The sequence below is a fragment of the Chloracidobacterium sp. genome (assembly GCA_025057975.1).
Taxonomy (GTDB): Bacteria; Acidobacteriota; Blastocatellia; order Chloracidobacteriales; family Chloracidobacteriaceae; genus Chloracidobacterium.
The window spans coordinates 176,967-193,229 of sequence record JANWUV010000005.1 but is presented as its reverse complement, the minus strand read 5'-3'; the positions used below and the strand labels follow the sequence as shown (position 1 = coordinate 193,229).

The following is a 16,263-nucleotide window of genomic DNA, read 5'->3' as shown; positions in this document are numbered from 1 at the left end:
GTCATGGGCGTCAGCAACACCGTATCCAACCTGCTTGTGGTGTCTTTGACGGGAGCGGGACAAGGTCGGTCGTTCGTGTTTGATAAGGAAGCCGTCACCATCGGTGCCGGAGCAGAGTGCGACGTTGTACTTGATCCGCCGGGGACAACGGCGCCGGGCGCTGTCGCCGCCATCCGCCGCCGCGCTGAGCGACTGGAACTGTTTGTCCACGACGCCGATCACTACTCTTTCCGCATCAACGACGAGCTTCACACACCCGCTGACGGGACGCCAATTCTCTTGACCAACGGTGATGTTATCGCCGTTGAGCCGCGTGATACAGCGGCCGGTGGGCTGGCTAAAGTGGTCGTACAGGTGGTCGCCAAACCGCAGGCTGTCTTGGAAACGACCAAACCGATGCCCCCCACGGGCGTTATGCACTTCCCGGAAGTAGATGCAGGCGGGCAGCTTCACCCACGCACGGCGACGCGCTTCCTCAGAGAACTCGTCTTTGCCTTGTACGCGGAAATGCCAGCTTGGGTGCGCGCTGTAGCGTTGCTGCTGACGGTGCTCATCCCGGTCGCCGTCATGTCCGCAACGGTGATTGTGTTTATCTTTTTGTGGAACTACGCCAAGTTGACTGAAGACTTGCGGATGAAAAACCGTAGTTCGGGCATCCAGATTGATGAGCTTTTAGACGAAAACGAGAAACTCAAAAACCGAATCAAGGACTACGAAGAGGCCATCAACTTTGCGCCTAGAATCGCCGCCGCCTACCGTGGCGGTGTGTGCCTCATTATCGGCTCATACAGCTACCGCGACGCCCAGCAACGCCCGTTGCGCTATCTCGACCACAGTTTTGACGACAGCCGGGCGCTTTCGGCCGACGGCAAACTCAACGTGAGTTTTGAAGGAACGGGCAATGAGTTTTTTGAGGAATTCAGCGGAACCGGCTTTGCAGTCGCCGAGGGGCTAGTTCTCACGAATCGGCACATTGCCCAACCGTGGTGGACCGACCCAGCCGACAAGCTCATCACCCAACTGGGTGGAAAGCCTTACATCAAGGAAATTCAAGCTTACTTCCCCGATCACAAGACGCCGTTTACACTCAAGCCCATCGGCTTTTCTCAGGAAAGCGACGTAGCGGTGTGCACCTTCACCCCCGGCGACGCCAAAATCCCCCTCTTGCCAATTGAAGGGGTCGGCGAGGACGAAGCGAAGCCTTTACCGGATATCACCGGACAGGCGATTTTGCTCATGGGCTTCCCCAATGGCGTCGAGGTTTTGGTGGCGCAACTGACGGACGGCCGGCTCAAACGCGACCTCGAACGTCGTTTGAAAGTTTCTGAAAAAGCTATTCTGCTAGCCCAGCGCGGCGAACTTGTCCCGCTTGTGACGCAGGGCCATGTCACACGGCTGGTCGCTGGGCGGATTGTTCATGACGCCGCGACACAGGAAGGTGGGTCAGGTAGCCCCATTTTCAACAGCGCTGGAAAGGTCATCGGCATCAATGCACAGGTGACGGTAGATGAAGGCGGTGGGCAAGTGCCGGGCAACAACCTCGCCGTACCAATTCGCGCCGCTCTCAAACTCCTCCGTGAAATCGGCAAACCGCTTGGCTGATCCGTTGCCGGTGTATGACGTTCGCGCCCTGTTGTTTGATCTGGACGGCACACTCGTGGACTCACGACGGGACTTGGCGACGGCGCTTGACCTAACGCTCTCGGAGCTTGGGTTGCCGTCGCTCGGCGTCGAAGTCGTGACGCGCTTTGTCGGCGACGGCGCACGGCGGCTGGTGGAGCGCGGGCTGACTGCCGCCTGCCCAGACAAGTTTTTCTCAGAGGATTTTGTGACAGAGGCGCTAGAACGCTTCAAGGCACACTACGCTCAGTGTCTGTTGGCGACGACGCAGCCCTACCCAAACGTCGTCGCCGTGCTGGAACATTTCGCCGCCCTTCCCAAAGCCGTTGTCACGAACAAGCCGGTTGCCTTCTCCGAGGCAATTTTGCAAGGTCTAGGGCTGCGTGCCTACTTCGTCGGCGTCATCGGCGGCGATACCCTGCCTGAACGAAAACCGCATCCAGCCCCGGTATTGGCCGGACTTGTAGCCTGCGGCGTCGCCGACCCATCGGCGGCCGTCATGATCGGCGACAGCCCCAACGATATTCGCGCCGGACGCGCCGCCGGAACGCGCACCTGCGGCGTCACCTACGGCTTTCGCGCCGCACACGAACTCGCCGAGGCGGATATCGTCATTGACGACTTATCCCGTCTCAGGGAATCGTTCCGAGCATCTACTACGGGAGGCTTTGCCCCATGACCCGTTATCGCATGCTCGCCGTTGACCTGGACGGCACGCTGCTAGGGCCGGATAGCCAAATCACGCCGCGAACCCGCGCCGCCATGGAGCGCGCCATTCGCGAATACGATGTCGCCGTAGTTGTGGCGACGGGACGGCGCTTTCATTCAGCCCGCCCCATTGCCCAAGCCGCCGGACTCACCACCCCGCTGGTGACACACAACGGCGCGCTGGTCAAAGACATCGCCACGGCGGCCGTTCATTACTACCAACCTCTTGATTTGTCTGTCGCACGGGAGTTGTTGGCGATTGGGAAAGCCTACGGAGCGGACACCATTGCACTGGACGACCCGGAGGGCGACGGTCGCATCCTGACGGACGGTGTGTCAGAGCGGAACACTGCGCTGCGCTACTACCTTGAACTCAACCGCCGTTACGTCCATCAGGTGGACGACTTGCGCACGTCCGTCACCGCGCCCGTCACGCAAGTGATGTTTTGCGGCCCCTGTGCGCCGATGCAGGCGTTGGCGCAAATTCTGGAGCGAGAAATGGCTGCCGAAGCCCGTCTGCTCGTCACCACTTACCCGCACAACGACATGACGATTCTCGATCTGATGCATCCCGAATGCTCCAAGGCGGCCGGCATAGCCCATGTCGCAACGCAACTTGGGATTGCGCCGGAGGAAATTCTGGCGGTGGGCGACAACTACAATGACTTGGATATGCTCCGCTACGCTGGACGCGGCATCCTGATGGGCAACGCCGAACCGGAACTCAAGGCGCTAGGTTTTGAACTCACGGCGTCAAACGCCGAAGACGGCGTAGCGCAGGTCATCGAAACGTACATTTTCGGACAAACACCATCTGACGCCAACGGATGAACAACGATCTTCGCTCTCCTCCACCCATTCGCATCCATATTCCGCCACGGACACTGGTCGCGTTGGCCGGAGCGTCCGGGTCTGGGAAAACCACGTTCGCACGGCGGTGGTTTGCGCCGACTGAAGTGCTTTCCTCCGACGCCTTCCGGTCGCTGATCGCCGATGACGAAAGCGACCAGTCGGCGACTGCAGACGCTTTCGACGCCTTATACTTCATCGCCGCTCGCCGCTTAGCGCGCGGCAAGCTCGTCGTTGTGGACGCCACCCACACGCAGCCGACCGCCCGTGCGCGTCTGCGCGAGTTTGCAGCCGCGCACGGCGTGGGCGTCCTGTTGATTGTTTTTGACCTGCCGCTGGAAACCTGCCTAGCCGGCAACGCCGCCCGTCCGCTGCGGCAGGTCCCACCAGCCGTCGTGGAAAAACAACATGCGGCGCTCCGTCTGGCCCGTCCAAACTTGGCGCATGAGGGCTTCCACTTGATGGTGGTGCTGGAGACGCCGGAGGCCGTCGCATCGGCCGTCGTCCAGCGGGAAGCCGCGGCTGCGTCGCCGGGGGCTGTGATAAGGTGAGCAGTGCATTTCAAAGCATGGAGACGGACTTTATGAAAACAGCCACGTTTCTGAAAACAGCGGCCCTTGCCGGATGCCTTCTGGTCGGCGCATGCAGTGACGCGCCACGACCTGTTTCTTCAAATGCACCGGCCCCGGCCGGCGGCTACGGGACGCCTCCGCAAACGCCGCCGACGCCGACCAGTCAACCGCCGGCCGCCGACGCCAACGCCGCTCCTAAGTACGGCGACCCAGTCACAGATGAAAATTTCGTCAAGTTGCTCAAGCCGGAGACCTTGGCGCTTGTCGAAAAGGTACGCAAGCTCCAGGCGGCTTACGACGCCGCGCCGCAGGACGCGGCTCTCAAGCAGCGACTCGTCGCCGCCAAGGTTGAGTACGGCAATGCGCTGCGCGACTTGGGGCAGGCCGGACCACGCATCTATTATCCGGCTGCCCTGCGCATGTACCGGCAGGCGCTTGCCCTTGACGCCAATCACAAGGAAGCCGCCGAAAAGAAACGAGAAATTGAACTTATCTACCAAAGCATGGGGCGTCCCATTCCTGACTGAACCGATGGAAGGGCGACGTTCCGGCCTCCATGCTGCCCGGCGGGGGCAAACTTGAAGACCGCATATACTGCAGCCGCTGATGTTGATGCGCGTTGCCGCCCTGTCGTGCCTTTGGGTATAGTGCCGCCGACTCAAACAAACCGGCCCGGACAAGCCTTTAGCTGACATTTTGCTCCGCCAAGCCCCGCAAACAACGCAAGGAAGGTGCTTCATGAGTGCAGTTTTGACAAAGCTGAGCGCCGACGCTGAACGAGACGCTGTGGATGCGGCTGAACGGCGCTGGGAGGAAACAACCTTGGCCCAGACGCTGGCGAAGATGCCGGAAAGCCGGTCGGAATTTACGACCGTGTCGCTCCGTCCGGTCAAGCGACTGTACACGCCAAACGATCTTCCCGACTTCAACTACCTCCGTGATCTGGGGTTTCCGGGAGAGTTCCCCTATACACGGGGCATCCATGCGACCGGCTATCGCGGCAAGCTCTGGACAATGCGGCAGTTCGCCGGCTTCGGCTCGCCGGAAGACACCAACCGGCGTTTCAAGTACCTGCTTGAACAGGGGCAAACCGGACTATCGGTGGCTTTTGACCTGCCGACGTTGATGGGCTATGACGCGGACAGTCCGTTTTCCATCGGAGAAGTCGGCAAGTGCGGCGTGTCCGTGTCAAGTCTCGCCGACATGGAGGCGCTGTTTGATGGAATTCCATTGGAACAGGTGACGACTTCGATGACCATCAACGCGCCGGCGTCGGTCATCTTTGCCATGTTCATCGTCACGGCGGAAAAGCAAGGTGCTGACCTGCGCAAGGTCTCCGGCACACTCCAAAACGATATTCTCAAGGAATACATCGCCCAGAAGGAGTGGATTTATCCGCCGCGTCCGGCCATGCGACTGGTGACGGACAGCATTGCGTTCTGCGTTGAGCGGATGCCCAAGTTCAATCCGATTTCGATTTCGGGCTACCATATTCGGGAAGCCGGCGCGACGGCGGCACAGGAATTGGCGTTTACGCTGCGCGACGGTATGGAGTACGTCCAGTTTTGTCTGGACGCCGGACTGAACGTTGACGACTTCGCCCCGCGCCTATCGTTTTTCTTCAACGCCCACAACGACTTCTTTGAAGAAATCGCCAAGTATCGCGCCGCCCGCCGGCTCTGGGCGCGCATCATGCGCGACCGGTTCGGTGCTAAGCAGGAGCGCTCTTGGATGCTCCGGTTTCATGCGCAGACGGCCGGCTGTACTCTGACGGCGCAGCAGCCCTACAACAACGTCGTGCGGGTGGCGATTCAGGCGCTGGCGGCCGTCTTGGGCGGCGCTCAGTCGCTCCACACCAACTCGTTGGATGAAACCCTGGCGCTGCCGTCCGAGCAAGCCGCGACGATCGCTTTGCGGACGCAGCAGATCATCGCTTACGAAACGGGCGTGACGAATACAGTGGATCCGCTGGGCGGGAGCTACTTTGTGGAGAAACTGACCAATGACTTGGAAGCCGAAGCGCTGGACTACATCCGGCGGATTGACGCCATGGGCGGGATGGTAGCAGCGATTGAAGCTGGCTTCCCCCAGAAGGAGATTCAGGAATCGGCATACCAGTACCAAAAGGCGGTGGACAGCCGCGACAAAATCATCGTTGGCGTCAACGGCTTTACGCAGTCGGAGCCGCAGGAAGTGCCGTTGTTGCTGATTGATGAAAGCAGCGAGCGAAAGCAGCGTGAGCGGTTGGCGGCGCTACGCGCCCGGCGCGACAACGCCGCCGTTGAACGCGCGTTGCAAGCATTGGCCGACGGCGCGCGCACCAACGCCAACACCATGCCGCTTATCATCGAGGCGGTACGGGCCTATGCCACTCTTGGCGAAATCTGCGACTGCTTACGACCTGTCTTTGGGGAATATCAGGAACCGGCGTTCTAGCCTCCAGCCTGAAAAGACATAGCTTATGGCACGCATTCTGGTGATTGACGATGAAGCGGATGTGCGGTTGGCGACCGTCATGGCGCTCAAGCATGGCGGACACACGCCGGTGGAGGCCGACAGTGGATTGACGGCGATGCGCCTCCTGCAGCAAGCCGGACCTTTCGACCTGATTGTGTGCGACGTGATGATGCCCGGCATGACCGGGCATGAAGTTTGTCAACTAGTGCGCCTCAATCAGGCGACTAAGCATATTCCGTTTATCTTTTTGAGCGCCAAGCGGGAGGTTGAAGAACGGGTCGAAGGTATGGGTTTGGGGGCCGACGACTATCTTGGAAAACCGTTTGCCCTGGAGGAGCTTCTGATTCGCGTCAACAGCGCCTTGGCGAAACATCAGGCGATGGCGACCGGCAAGGCCACACCAGATCCGTTGCAACAAATCACCTTGGCGCAGTGTATTGACCTTGTCATACGGCACAAACTGAGCGGCAAATTGACGGTCTTGATCAAAGCCGCCGAGGAAAGCAGTGCGCCGCTTTCCGGCGCGATTTTCTTCGAGGGCGGCCACGCGGTTCACGCCAAGCTTGAAGATCGCCTTGGCGAAACCGCCGTACGGGAAATTTTGGCGTCGCCGCTGCTGATGTATTCCTTTGAGGCCTATGAAGTGGCCGATCAGATTACGCTGGCGATGGACATCACGCGGCTCATCAAACGGCAAGGCTAGCTCGCGCCGCCAATTAGCAAGGATTGCCCCGGTAAGGCGGCGGTGACGGCGTCAAAGCGGCGCCCCGCGCCGCCTTCCGCCCATTTTTTCACGGCTCGGGGAAGCTGTTCTATGGAGCGGAATTCTCCTACCGCAGTTCCGCCGAAGGCTACTTCTCAACAAACAGCGTCGGAAGAACCGTCGCCAGTGACGCCTTCGCTGGAGGAGATCGAGCGGGAACTCAACGAACGGCTCAGCAAACTCGGTCTGCCGGCGCTGATACCGACGACGCCCCCAGCGGCCCGCGCGACAACGCCGCTCCGCACTGGCGGCGGCGGGATGACCCAGATCCTTAACCTTAGTGAACTGCGGACGGCTCTGCGCCAGCAAGTTCGCATCGCCGAAATCAAAGACCAAATCGCCGCCATCATTCTGGAATGGCATCGGGAGAAGTTCCGAACTGGCGAAATTAAAATCGCCGACTTTGAGGTGCGCGCCGCCGACATCTTGCTGCCGTACTGCCGGGAGTTCATTCCCAACTTTCCCGCTGCAATGCGTCCAGTAGAGTTGGCGGTAGATCTCAACTTAGAAACCATTCTCCGCACAACACTGCCGCGCGGCCTCGACCGCCCCCTGACGCCGGATGAAATTGACCGGTGCACCGTACAAGTGATTCAGGCGTTGTTGAAACACCCGCTCATCCCACAAACCGCAGCCGACCATGCGGAAGTCAGCCTGCAAACGACGGTGCTCAAGGACAAAAATGGGACGGCGGTGTATTCCCCCTCTGACGCCGCCTACCTTAAGCGCCTTATTGAAGAACAAAAACTGCTTGACCGAGAAGGAGAGGTCGGTTTGCTGGCAATGCTCATTAGCGCGCGCAAGTGGCAAAAAATCACTGACGACGCGCTCTTTGCGGCGGCGGTGGAGTACACGCTAGAAGCCCTAGCCAAGCGTCGTGGAATTCCAAGCATTACGCTGCGGAATCAAGGCCCTGACCACCCCGTAGCCTATATCCTCAGCGAATACGTCCAGCATCATTTGTCTGAGTCGCTGGAAGCTCAGATCAAGTTTATCGAAACCGCTCTGGCTGCAACGGTGCAGATGCTGAAGGAAGAAGGCGCACGGTTCGTGGACGCCGTCCGATACGTGTACGTACCGCTGCTGCGGCAGGTGTTTTTCGATCTCTTTCCCGACGTACTCCATCGCTTCCTGCATGGCTTTGAGCGGGAGTTCTTGAGTTCATCTAGGACACTGCGCAGCAAACTGTTCCTGCTCAAGCGGGTGGGCGATTTCTGCGAACTGGCGTTCTACTGCCACGACGCGATGCGAAAATTCACCACACCGACCGGCGACATCTACGCCGTCGAACGACTGACCGAAGGCACAGCGCACTTTGCGCGGCGCAATGGGCTGCCGCTCGCCGAAGGCATGGATGTCTTCAACCAGCGGAACACGTTGGCTGAACTGCTGGTCAACGCGATCAAGCACCGGCGCTCCATTCCTCTGTCAGTTGGCGACACGGAAGAACTCCGCCGTCAAGCCGAAAGCGTGGCGACCAGCGACCTCCTTAACTGCCTCAACCATTTACGCCGGGTCTTTGACCATGACTACGCCCGCGCACGAGAAAACAGCTACGAGCATTATCTGTACTGGCGAAGCTTGGTTCTAGAGTGGAGTCGCACCTACGTCCGCCTGCTGACCGGACGAACGCCGAACGATGTTGAGCAGTATCATTTGGACGGCATCGCCGCTTGGCATATCGAACAGGAGCTAGCGTTTACTAAAATTCACTTTCCGTCCTTTGTGCAGTCTGACCGAAACGCCGAGCTGGTTGGCGCGGCGACCATGCGCCAACCGCACGAAATTCTGCAGGAGGCGTTTTTACGCTTCTGGCGCGCTTTTCACATCAGCATTCTCACCCGCGCACAGGAGCAGGCTGAATACGAGGAGCGTGTTTTTTCGCCGGAGAAGCATGAACGGCATGCGGCGCGGGTGTCGGTGGACGATCTGGGCAAACGCGCTTTTTTGGCGCGCAGTGATCTGCCGATGGCGACGTATACGTTTGAGCGACTGGCGCAACACGTTACGCCGCAGACGCACGACGCGACGGTCGTGACGCAATCCATCGAGGTCGCCCTCGAACTAGCTGGGCAAGCTTATGTTTACGAAGAAATTGTTGCGGCGCGCGCCTGTTTGCGGCGCATTCAGCGCCGATTGGATGACTTATTGGTATTGAACGAAACGGAGCGCCTTGAATATCGGGCGCGCATCCCGGCAATGCTCCGCGATCTAGACCGGCGTGAGCCCATCCAGCTAGCGTCGTATATTGTCGCGCTGGGTGAACTGGAAACGCTCGACCTGACGGATGAACGAGTGCTGGTCGAATGGCAAACCCTTGAAACCACCATCCAGCGTCTCACACAGATTTCGTCAGTGCTAATTATGGCCCGTTCACGGACGGCGTTGCGTGCGCTGGCGCGGGCCTTTGACGAATGGTATGCAACGCTGCCGGAAGACATTGATCCGGCGGAACGCCGCACTTACGCGCAGCGCCGGCAGGACCTTCAGGAACTAGCGAAGATGTCTTGGCTGACGTGGTGGCTACGCCGTTGGTTCCTGCGACTCATCTGGACGGTGCAATGCGTCGCCTCAGTACCGGATTGGCGACCGCCTGAAACCTACCTGCTGGAGGATTGTTTGGGGCTGGATACGCCGCCGGTGCGCTTACGCGATTTGGAAATGGTGCTGGCGTCCTATCCGCCGACGGAAGTCGCGCGTTTGGCGCGGCAACTCCGGGAAACTTTGACGGAACGCCTTGCGCCGTCCAGCGGCAGCGACTACTACACCAAGGAAGAACGCACTTTGCTTGAAGAGCGGTTACAACGCATCGAGCGGCTGGCCCGCCGCCCACTGTGGAAGGCGGCGGCGACCCGCTGGACTTACACCCTGATTCGTCTGTGTCTTACGCCTTTTCGGCGGGCGACGCCACGGGCTGATGCAAGCCATCCGCAGCAATCATCGTGAGCCATCACCATGACGGAACTCACCGGGAAGTCCTCAATCGCTGGCCTGAACCGCGCCGAACTTGGACGAATGGGGGAACGGCTCGCCGCGCAATTTCTGATGCGGCGCGGTTTACGTATCGCCGCTTACAACGTGCGCCTGCCCATCGGACGCACGCACACCGGCCGACGCATCTACGGTGAGATTGATATGGTAGCGTTTGACGGCCCGACCCTGGTGTTCATTGAGGTCAAAGCCCGTACGTCCGCCAGCGTCGCCACGCCGGAAAGCGCCGTGACGGCCTTCAAACGGTACCGCTTACGCCGCGCCGCCCAACGCTACCGGCGGCTGATCGGGCCGGCGGATGCGCCGTATCGCTTCGATGTCGTCGCCATTCTCTGGGACGCGCCAGCCACAACCCCCACCATTACCCTCTTCAAGGGGTTCTTCTCATGACCGACCCACCGCGTCTGGTCGTTTTGATTTCCGGTCGCGGCTCGAACCTGCGGGCGCTTGTTGAAGCTATTGGGAAAGGACGCCTGCACGCAACGGTGGCCGCCGTCGTCAGCAACCGGGCCGACGCCGCTGGTCTAACCTTTGCGGACGAACAGGGCATTCCAACCCGGATTGTACCGCACACTGGACTGTCGCGCGCCGCTCATTCCGACGCGCTGCGCGAGGCGGTGGTGCCGTTTGCGCCGCACCTAATCTGTTTAGCTGGCTTTATGCGTTTGCTTGCGCCGACGTTTATCCGGGCGTTTCCCAACCGCATTGTAAACATTCACCCGTCGCTGCTCCCTGCCTTTCCGGGACTAGACGCCCAGCGGCGGGCGTTTGACTATGGCGTGAAGGTGTCCGGCTGCACTGTCCATCTCGTGGATGAGGAGCTTGATCATGGCCCTATCGTTATGCAGTCAGCTGTGCCGGTGCTGGACGACGATACGCCGGAAACCTTAGCGGCGCGGATTCTCGCCGCCGAACACAAAACCTACCCGGCGGCTGTCGAGCGCTTACTCTACGAGCCATGGCGCATCGAAGGACGGCGCGTGGTGTTTCAGTCATCCCAGTCGGGGTAATAGTACACTACGCGGCGCGGTGGAATGCGACGGGCGAAGGCCCAGACAAGTATCGCGCCGACCACAAAACCGCCGATGTGCGCCCACCAGGCCGTCCCACCGCCCTGCGCCGTCTCGACGCCAAGCGTGGCCACACCGGACGCGAAGTTCTGGAGAATCCAGACGCCGAGGAAAATCCATGCCGGTACTTCAGCAGTGAAGAAAAACAACAGCACCGGTATCAGCACCAACACCCGTGCATGCGGATAGAGGCAAATGTAGGCACCCAGGACACCGGCAATGGCACCGCTGGCACCAAGACTCGGAATGCGGCTGGTCGGGTCGGACAGGATATGCGCCCCGGAAGCCAAGACGCCGCACAGCAGGTAAAACACAAGGTATTTGACGTGTCCCATGCGATCCTCGACGTTGTCGCCGAAAATCCATAGGTAGAGCATGTTGCCGATGATGTGCATCCAACCGCCGTGCATAAACATAGAGGTAAACAGCGGCACGACAAGATCGGTCAGCTCAATACGACCGTGATTGTATGGGCTGAAGTAGAGAAGGTATTCGTAAGGCTGGACGGCGAACTCATAGAAAAACAGACGCAATTGACGTTCCGTAAGCGCCAGTTCAAACAAAAAGACGACGACGTTGACGACAATCAGGGTGATGTTGACAAACGGAATGCGGCTTGAGGGAATGTCGTCACGAACTGGGATCACAGGTCGTCTCCTTGTGAACCATTTTGCTCACTGAATTAGCGAGCCATGGGCGAAGATACCATCATTGTGGCCGATTTTGCCCGTCCACGGGCTAACTATCCGCATGCGCGACGGGCCGGCGGGTTTCTGTTTGTCTCTGGGCTGTCAGCGCGCCAGGCCGACGACACCATTGCCGGCGTGACTCATACGCCGGACGGACAGGTCGTGCGTGACATTGCGGCGCAAGCAGAAGCCGTTCTCGAGAACCTGCGAACCGTCCTACGCGCCGCCGGCGCCGAGCTTGACCACCTTGTGGATGTGACGGTGTTCCTGACGGATATGGCCGACTACGCAGCCTTCAATGCCGTCTATGACCGCTATTTCACCGCCGCGAGCGGCCCGACACGCACAACGGTGGCGGTTCGTGAACTACCACATCCTGACTTACTCATTGAAATCAAAGCTATTGCCGTCGCCCCAGCGTAAGTTGTACCGCCTGTCCAGCGTGCAGGCGGCTTGATCTCCAGTTGTCTTCGCGGGCCAGTGAAGCTTGGGCACTCCAAAATGCCTTACGGCAGCGGACGAAACGAGTACGCCAACCGATCCGTCTGGTAGCGCAGGGTGTCGTGGAAGCGTGTCTCGCCCTCGAAGCGTAGCACCCAGACCGTTCGCTCGTCGGTTTGTAGAAAGTAATAGCGGCCAGTCATCGGCTTGCCGACGCGGCGAAACGTAAACGTCAGCAGCGTACCGCGCGCCACGGCCGTCGAAAAACGTTCGCGCTTTTTCAACTGGAAGTCGGGACGGAACTGAAGTGAAGTCTCAGCCTCGCGGTCGGCCATACAACGCGGCGGATCATCATCGCACTCGGCCGGGATCGCTTCCCGGCGCACCTTGAGCAATGACTGGCTGCGATCACGGTAAATGATTTCCAGAATGCGCCGACCGTCGTTCTCAATGGCGTTTTCCGTGCGCCAACCAGGCGGCAGTTCCAGTTCAAAACCGGCTTCGGGATCGGCGAACTTGCGCACCTCACCGCTTCGCTCAGTGGTAGGCGTTGACGACGGGAGGGGAATATCCTGCGCCGCCGCCGCAACCAAGCCCCCCAACGTCAACCACCACAGCCCAAGCCATTGTGTCCGTTGTCCCATCGTCACGCCTCTATCCACTGCCAAGACCCCAGACAACTAACCTTTCTTGCGGTCTAGTTCGGCAAGCGCCTGAAGCACCTGCGCTTCGTGACCCTCAACTTTGACCTTGGGAAAAATGCGCGCAATGCGCCCCTGCTCGTCAATGATAAAGGTCGTGCGGACAACGCCGAAGTAGGTTTTCCCGTAGTTCTTCTTCGCCTGCCACACACCGTACTGCTCGGCAACGACATGATCGGGATCGGACAGCAACGGGAACGCTAAACCAAACTTAGCGGCGAACTTCGCATGGGAAGGCACGTCGTCGGGGCTAATCCCGATGACCTGTGCGCCAAGCGCCGTTAACTTGTCCAAGACACTGTTGAAGGCACACGCTTCCTTGGTGCAGCCCGGCGTGTTGTCGCGCGGGTAAAAGTACAGGACGACGCGCCGCCCGGCGAAGTCAGACAGCCTGACGAGATTGCCGGCGGCGTCCTGAAGGGCGAAATCCGGAGCCGGGTCGCCAACGGACAACGGAGCATTTTGCACAGCCATATCAAACTCGCCGCTAAGTCCGTCCGTTGTGAGTTGCGCCGTTGTAGTGCGCCGTTTGCACCACCGCCGCCGTCGCATTGGCGGCGATCTGGTGACTGACGTTGTTCAAGAAGGCGTCCCGCGCTGCGCGAATCGCATTGTAAATGGCGCGGCCGGTTGAACGCCCATGGGCAATAACGATGGGGTGCGGTACGCCCAATAGAAGAGCGCCGCCGTATTCGGCGTAATCAAACTTGGCACGCACCCGCCGCAGCTCGGCGAGCGTGGCGGCGTTCGGCGGCGGCGTCACCTCGTCCCAAACCCGTCCCAATAGCGCCAGCAAGGCGGCGGCCAGTCCTTCGCTCGTTTTGAGGACGACATTGCCGGTAAAGCCGTCGCAGACCACTACATCCGCAACGCCGGCGTAGAGGTCTTTCCCCTCTACATTACCGATAAAGTCAAACATTCGGTGCGGCGCGTGCCGGCGCAGCAACCCATGCGCCTCGCGTGTTAGGGCATTCCCCTTGCCGCTTTCCTCGCCAATGGAGAGCAATCCAACCTGCGGTCGCGCCACTCCCATCACCCGCGCGGCGTACGCCGCTCCCATTACGGCAAACTGATCCAGCATCACAGGGCGGCAGTCCGCGTTAGCGCCGATGTCCAGCAGCAGCGTTCCTCGTCCGCTCAGCGTTGGAAGCACCGTCGCCAGAGCCGGCCGGATCACGCTTGGCAGCGTCCCCAGCCGCAGGGTCGCCGCTGCGACGACGGCGCCAGTATTGCCAGCGCTCACAAAACCGACGGCTGTCCCCTGCTTGAGAGCTTCAATCCCAATACGCACGGACGAATCACGCTTGGCGCGAACGGCGTCAACAGCGGCGTCATCCATCGTCACAACGTCGCTGGCAGGAAGGATGGCAATTGGTTCGTTTGTCCATCCGGCGTCCCGCAGCGCCGGTTGCAGTCGGTGGGGCGGCCCAACCAGCAAAATCTCGACCCCAAGTTCACGGGCAGCCGACAGCGCTCCTTCAATTTCCGGCCTGGGAGCGCGGTCGCTACCCATGGCGTCAAGCGCAATGTGCAGCATAGTCGTCTTGCCAAAACAGCGGACGAGAACGCATCAGCGGCACCGTCGGCCGGTCCGGCCGAGCGGTGCGGTTTCGCTTGTCATTCTTCCTCTTTCCGACGAACTTGGATGACCTGACGGCCGCGATAGAAGCCACACTCGCCGCAGACACGGTGCGGCAAGCGCGGCGCCCCACAGTTTGGGCAACGCACCAAGGTGGGGTAAGGAAGCGCGTCATGAGCGCGACGCTTCCCACGCCGTGATGAAGAGTGGCGTCGTTTTGGGTTCGGCATGCGTACTCACCGCCTTTCAAAAACACCTGCCTCAAAACTCAACGGAAAATGCAAAAGCGCGAGATTATAGAGTTCGTTAAATGTTTGTCAATGCAATGATAGCCTCGTGTGAGGCTCTTTCAGCACTTATCGGCGCTTGAAGCGGCTAAACCTGCGTCTGAAACGGCGGAAAAGCAAAAGGGGGTTGCGTCCTGCCGCCGTCGCCGCCATGGGGTAGATTGAGTCGCGTTTCACACAGCCGTGTTAGCGTCCGTCGGATGGCGGCGTCGCGGCGTCCAAAGTTTGGGCAAGCCAGCACTACTAAGCGCCACAGTTGGCGATGCCGTAACAGCAAAGTCTCAATCTCAGGATGCCGCAATGACGACAACCGCGCCGACTGCGTTTCCGACAACTGTACCGTCACATCGGCTTCTTTGAGTGACATGTCTGGCGATGGGCAATAGACAATTACGCTGCCTTGGGGCATTCCTACCGCCTCACACAACTCCGTCTCCAGCTGGGCGCGTGCGCCGTCGGCATTTTCATAAAATCGGCGCTTGAGGTCAGCCAGCTCCTCCTCCCGGATTCCGTCACGGGTTGTCCAGAAAATCGGTTTGTACAGTCGGCGACACTCAATGTCCGCCAGCAGTCGTCGCACCTCCGGTAGATCGGCGGTTTGCTGACGCAGAACGTAGAGAAAAACGTCATCCCGCAAGTGGAAAAGGTCGGCGTAGCGAAACCTGCCGGCGGCGATAGCCATTTCGAGCGCCTTTGACAGCATCGCCCCGGCCGCGATCTTGGCGTGATGGAAATACACTCGCTCGGTCAGGAGGTAGCGCATCCGCAACACCTGAACCACTTCCGATAGGGCGTCGTGGCGAAATCGTCCATGGCGCTGGAGGTCAAGCGCCAGCCGCCCACCCAGACGTGTAAAGAGCGTGAACAGGCGGTCGTCGTAGTCCACTGTTAGCCCACAAAAACGCGCATCACGCCGCAGATAGTCTAGTAAGTCAGCGCAAATCGTACCGGCGAAGATGTCGTGAAGAAAATCGTCGTCCGGCGTCCGGGCGACGCCGTCGGTTAGATGAGCGCGCACTGTCGCCAGCAACCCCTGTCGTTCAAGCTCCCAGCCCAGATCATCGTCCAGTATGGCGTCGAGCCGCGCCGCATCTGCGTCATGGCGTGGCGCAATGCGGCGTTCGTCTTCAAAGGTGTGTCCAAAAGGAACGTGGGTGATGTCGTGTAGCAGCGCCATCGCACGGATGCGGCGGCGCTCATCTTCCGTGAAGCGGTAGACGCCCTTCTGCTCAAGGCTGTCAATGATTCTTCCAGCCAAGTGGCATGCGCCTAAGGAGTGCTCGAAGCGGGTGTGCACCGCCGACGGATACACCAAGGAACTAAGGCCAAGCTGCTTGATGCCGCGCAAGCGTTGCATGGCGCGTGTGTCCAGCAAACGCACTTCATCGGCTGAAAACGCCATGTCACCATGGACGGCGTCGCGGATAGTTTTCCCCCACCGGGTGGCGCGTCCGGAAACTAACGCCGGATGATGTTTTGGCCGGTGGGAGGTGAAGTTTTTGACAGGCCTCGACAAGGGTGTTAACTTTCGCTCAC

At 59.8% G+C, this 16,263-nt stretch carries 17 protein-coding genes; 11 read left to right on the top strand and 6 right to left on the bottom strand.

Features of this window, described 5'->3' with window-relative positions:
- Window positions 1-3: 3 nt before the first annotated feature.
- The 10 genes from NZ585_06235 (at window position 4) to purN (ending at window position 10,970) form a co-directional block, all read left to right on the top strand.
- A complete protein-coding gene (locus NZ585_06235; protein MCS7079633.1) occupies window positions 4-1,602 on the top strand; it encodes a trypsin-like peptidase domain-containing protein in 1,599 nt (532 codons plus the stop codon).
- On the top strand, window positions 1,577-2,299 hold the full coding sequence (locus NZ585_06230) for a phosphoglycolate phosphatase (protein ID MCS7079632.1): 723 nt from the start codon (window positions 1,577-1,579) through the stop codon (window positions 2,297-2,299). The genes NZ585_06235 and NZ585_06230 overlap by 26 nt, the downstream gene beginning before the upstream one ends.
- Window positions 2,296-3,159, top strand: a complete 864-nt coding sequence (locus NZ585_06225; protein ID MCS7079631.1) for a Cof-type HAD-IIB family hydrolase — start codon at window positions 2,296-2,298, stop codon at window positions 3,157-3,159. The genes NZ585_06230 and NZ585_06225 overlap by 4 nt, the downstream gene beginning before the upstream one ends.
- Window positions 3,156-3,728: an AAA family ATPase gene (locus tag NZ585_06220; protein MCS7079630.1), complete on the top strand. Its 573-nt coding sequence runs from the start codon at window positions 3,156-3,158 to the stop codon at window positions 3,726-3,728. The genes NZ585_06225 and NZ585_06220 overlap by 4 nt, the downstream gene beginning before the upstream one ends.
- 32 nt (window positions 3,729-3,760) lie before the next feature.
- On the top strand, window positions 3,761-4,276 hold the full coding sequence (locus NZ585_06215) for a hypothetical protein (GenBank protein MCS7079629.1): 516 nt from the start codon (window positions 3,761-3,763) through the stop codon (window positions 4,274-4,276).
- Between the two features lie 211 nt (window positions 4,277-4,487).
- Window positions 4,488-6,185: a methylmalonyl-CoA mutase family protein gene (locus NZ585_06210; protein MCS7079628.1), complete on the top strand. Its 1,698-nt coding sequence runs from the start codon at window positions 4,488-4,490 to the stop codon at window positions 6,183-6,185.
- Window positions 6,186-6,210: 25 nt separating this feature from the next.
- Window positions 6,211-6,909, top strand: a complete 699-nt coding sequence (locus NZ585_06205; GenBank protein ID MCS7079627.1) for a response regulator — start codon at window positions 6,211-6,213, stop codon at window positions 6,907-6,909.
- A gap of 186 nt (window positions 6,910-7,095) precedes the next feature.
- On the top strand, window positions 7,096-9,915 hold the full coding sequence (locus tag NZ585_06200) for a hypothetical protein (protein MCS7079626.1): 2,820 nt from the start codon (window positions 7,096-7,098) through the stop codon (window positions 9,913-9,915).
- Window positions 9,916-9,924: 9 nt separating this feature from the next.
- Window positions 9,925-10,350, top strand: a complete 426-nt coding sequence (locus tag NZ585_06195) for a YraN family protein (GenBank protein ID MCS7079625.1) — start codon at window positions 9,925-9,927, stop codon at window positions 10,348-10,350.
- Window positions 10,347-10,970 carry a phosphoribosylglycinamide formyltransferase gene (purN, locus tag NZ585_06190; GenBank protein ID MCS7079624.1) on the top strand — a complete coding sequence of 208 codons (624 nt, stop codon included), beginning with the start codon at window positions 10,347-10,349 and terminating at the stop codon, window positions 10,968-10,970. Before NZ585_06195 ends, purN begins: the two co-directional genes overlap by 4 nt.
- Here purN and NZ585_06185 read toward each other — a convergent pair.
- The gene (locus tag NZ585_06185) at window positions 10,949-11,677 is read right to left on the bottom strand and encodes a rhomboid family intramembrane serine protease (protein ID MCS7079623.1); all 729 of its coding nucleotides are present in this window, start codon (window positions 11,675-11,677) and stop codon (window positions 10,949-10,951) included. The two genes, purN and NZ585_06185, sit on opposite strands and share 22 nt — an antisense overlap.
- A gap of 45 nt (window positions 11,678-11,722) precedes the next feature.
- Here NZ585_06185 and NZ585_06180 point away from each other — a divergent pair, with 45 nt between their 5' ends.
- The gene (locus NZ585_06180; GenBank protein MCS7079622.1) at window positions 11,723-12,142 is read left to right on the top strand and encodes a RidA family protein; all 420 of its coding nucleotides are present in this window, start codon (window positions 11,723-11,725) and stop codon (window positions 12,140-12,142) included.
- 83 nt (window positions 12,143-12,225) lie between these two features.
- Here the strand turns inward: NZ585_06180 and NZ585_06175 are convergent, their stop codons facing one another.
- From NZ585_06175 to NZ585_06155, 5 genes are all read right to left on the bottom strand, one after another.
- The gene (locus tag NZ585_06175) at window positions 12,226-12,804 is read right to left on the bottom strand and encodes a hypothetical protein (GenBank protein ID MCS7079621.1); all 579 of its coding nucleotides are present in this window, start codon (window positions 12,802-12,804) and stop codon (window positions 12,226-12,228) included.
- A 36-nt stretch (window positions 12,805-12,840) separates the two neighbouring features.
- Window positions 12,841-13,335, bottom strand: a complete 495-nt coding sequence (gene bcp / locus NZ585_06170) for a thioredoxin-dependent thiol peroxidase (protein MCS7079620.1) — start codon at window positions 13,333-13,335, stop codon at window positions 12,841-12,843.
- 13 nt (window positions 13,336-13,348) lie between these two features.
- Window positions 13,349-14,398: a phosphate acyltransferase PlsX gene (gene plsX, locus NZ585_06165; GenBank protein MCS7079619.1), complete on the bottom strand. Its 1,050-nt coding sequence runs from the start codon at window positions 14,396-14,398 to the stop codon at window positions 13,349-13,351.
- Window positions 14,399-14,478: 80 nt separating this feature from the next.
- Window positions 14,479-14,670 (bottom strand): 50S ribosomal protein L32, encoded by a 192-nt coding sequence (gene rpmF, locus NZ585_06160; protein MCS7079618.1) that lies wholly within the window; start codon window positions 14,668-14,670, stop codon window positions 14,479-14,481.
- Window positions 14,671-14,815: 145 nt separating this feature from the next.
- Entirely contained in the window at window positions 14,816-16,243 is a 1,428-nt protein-coding gene (locus NZ585_06155; GenBank protein ID MCS7079617.1) for an HD domain-containing protein, read from the bottom strand.
- Window positions 16,244-16,263 lie beyond the last annotated feature (20 nt).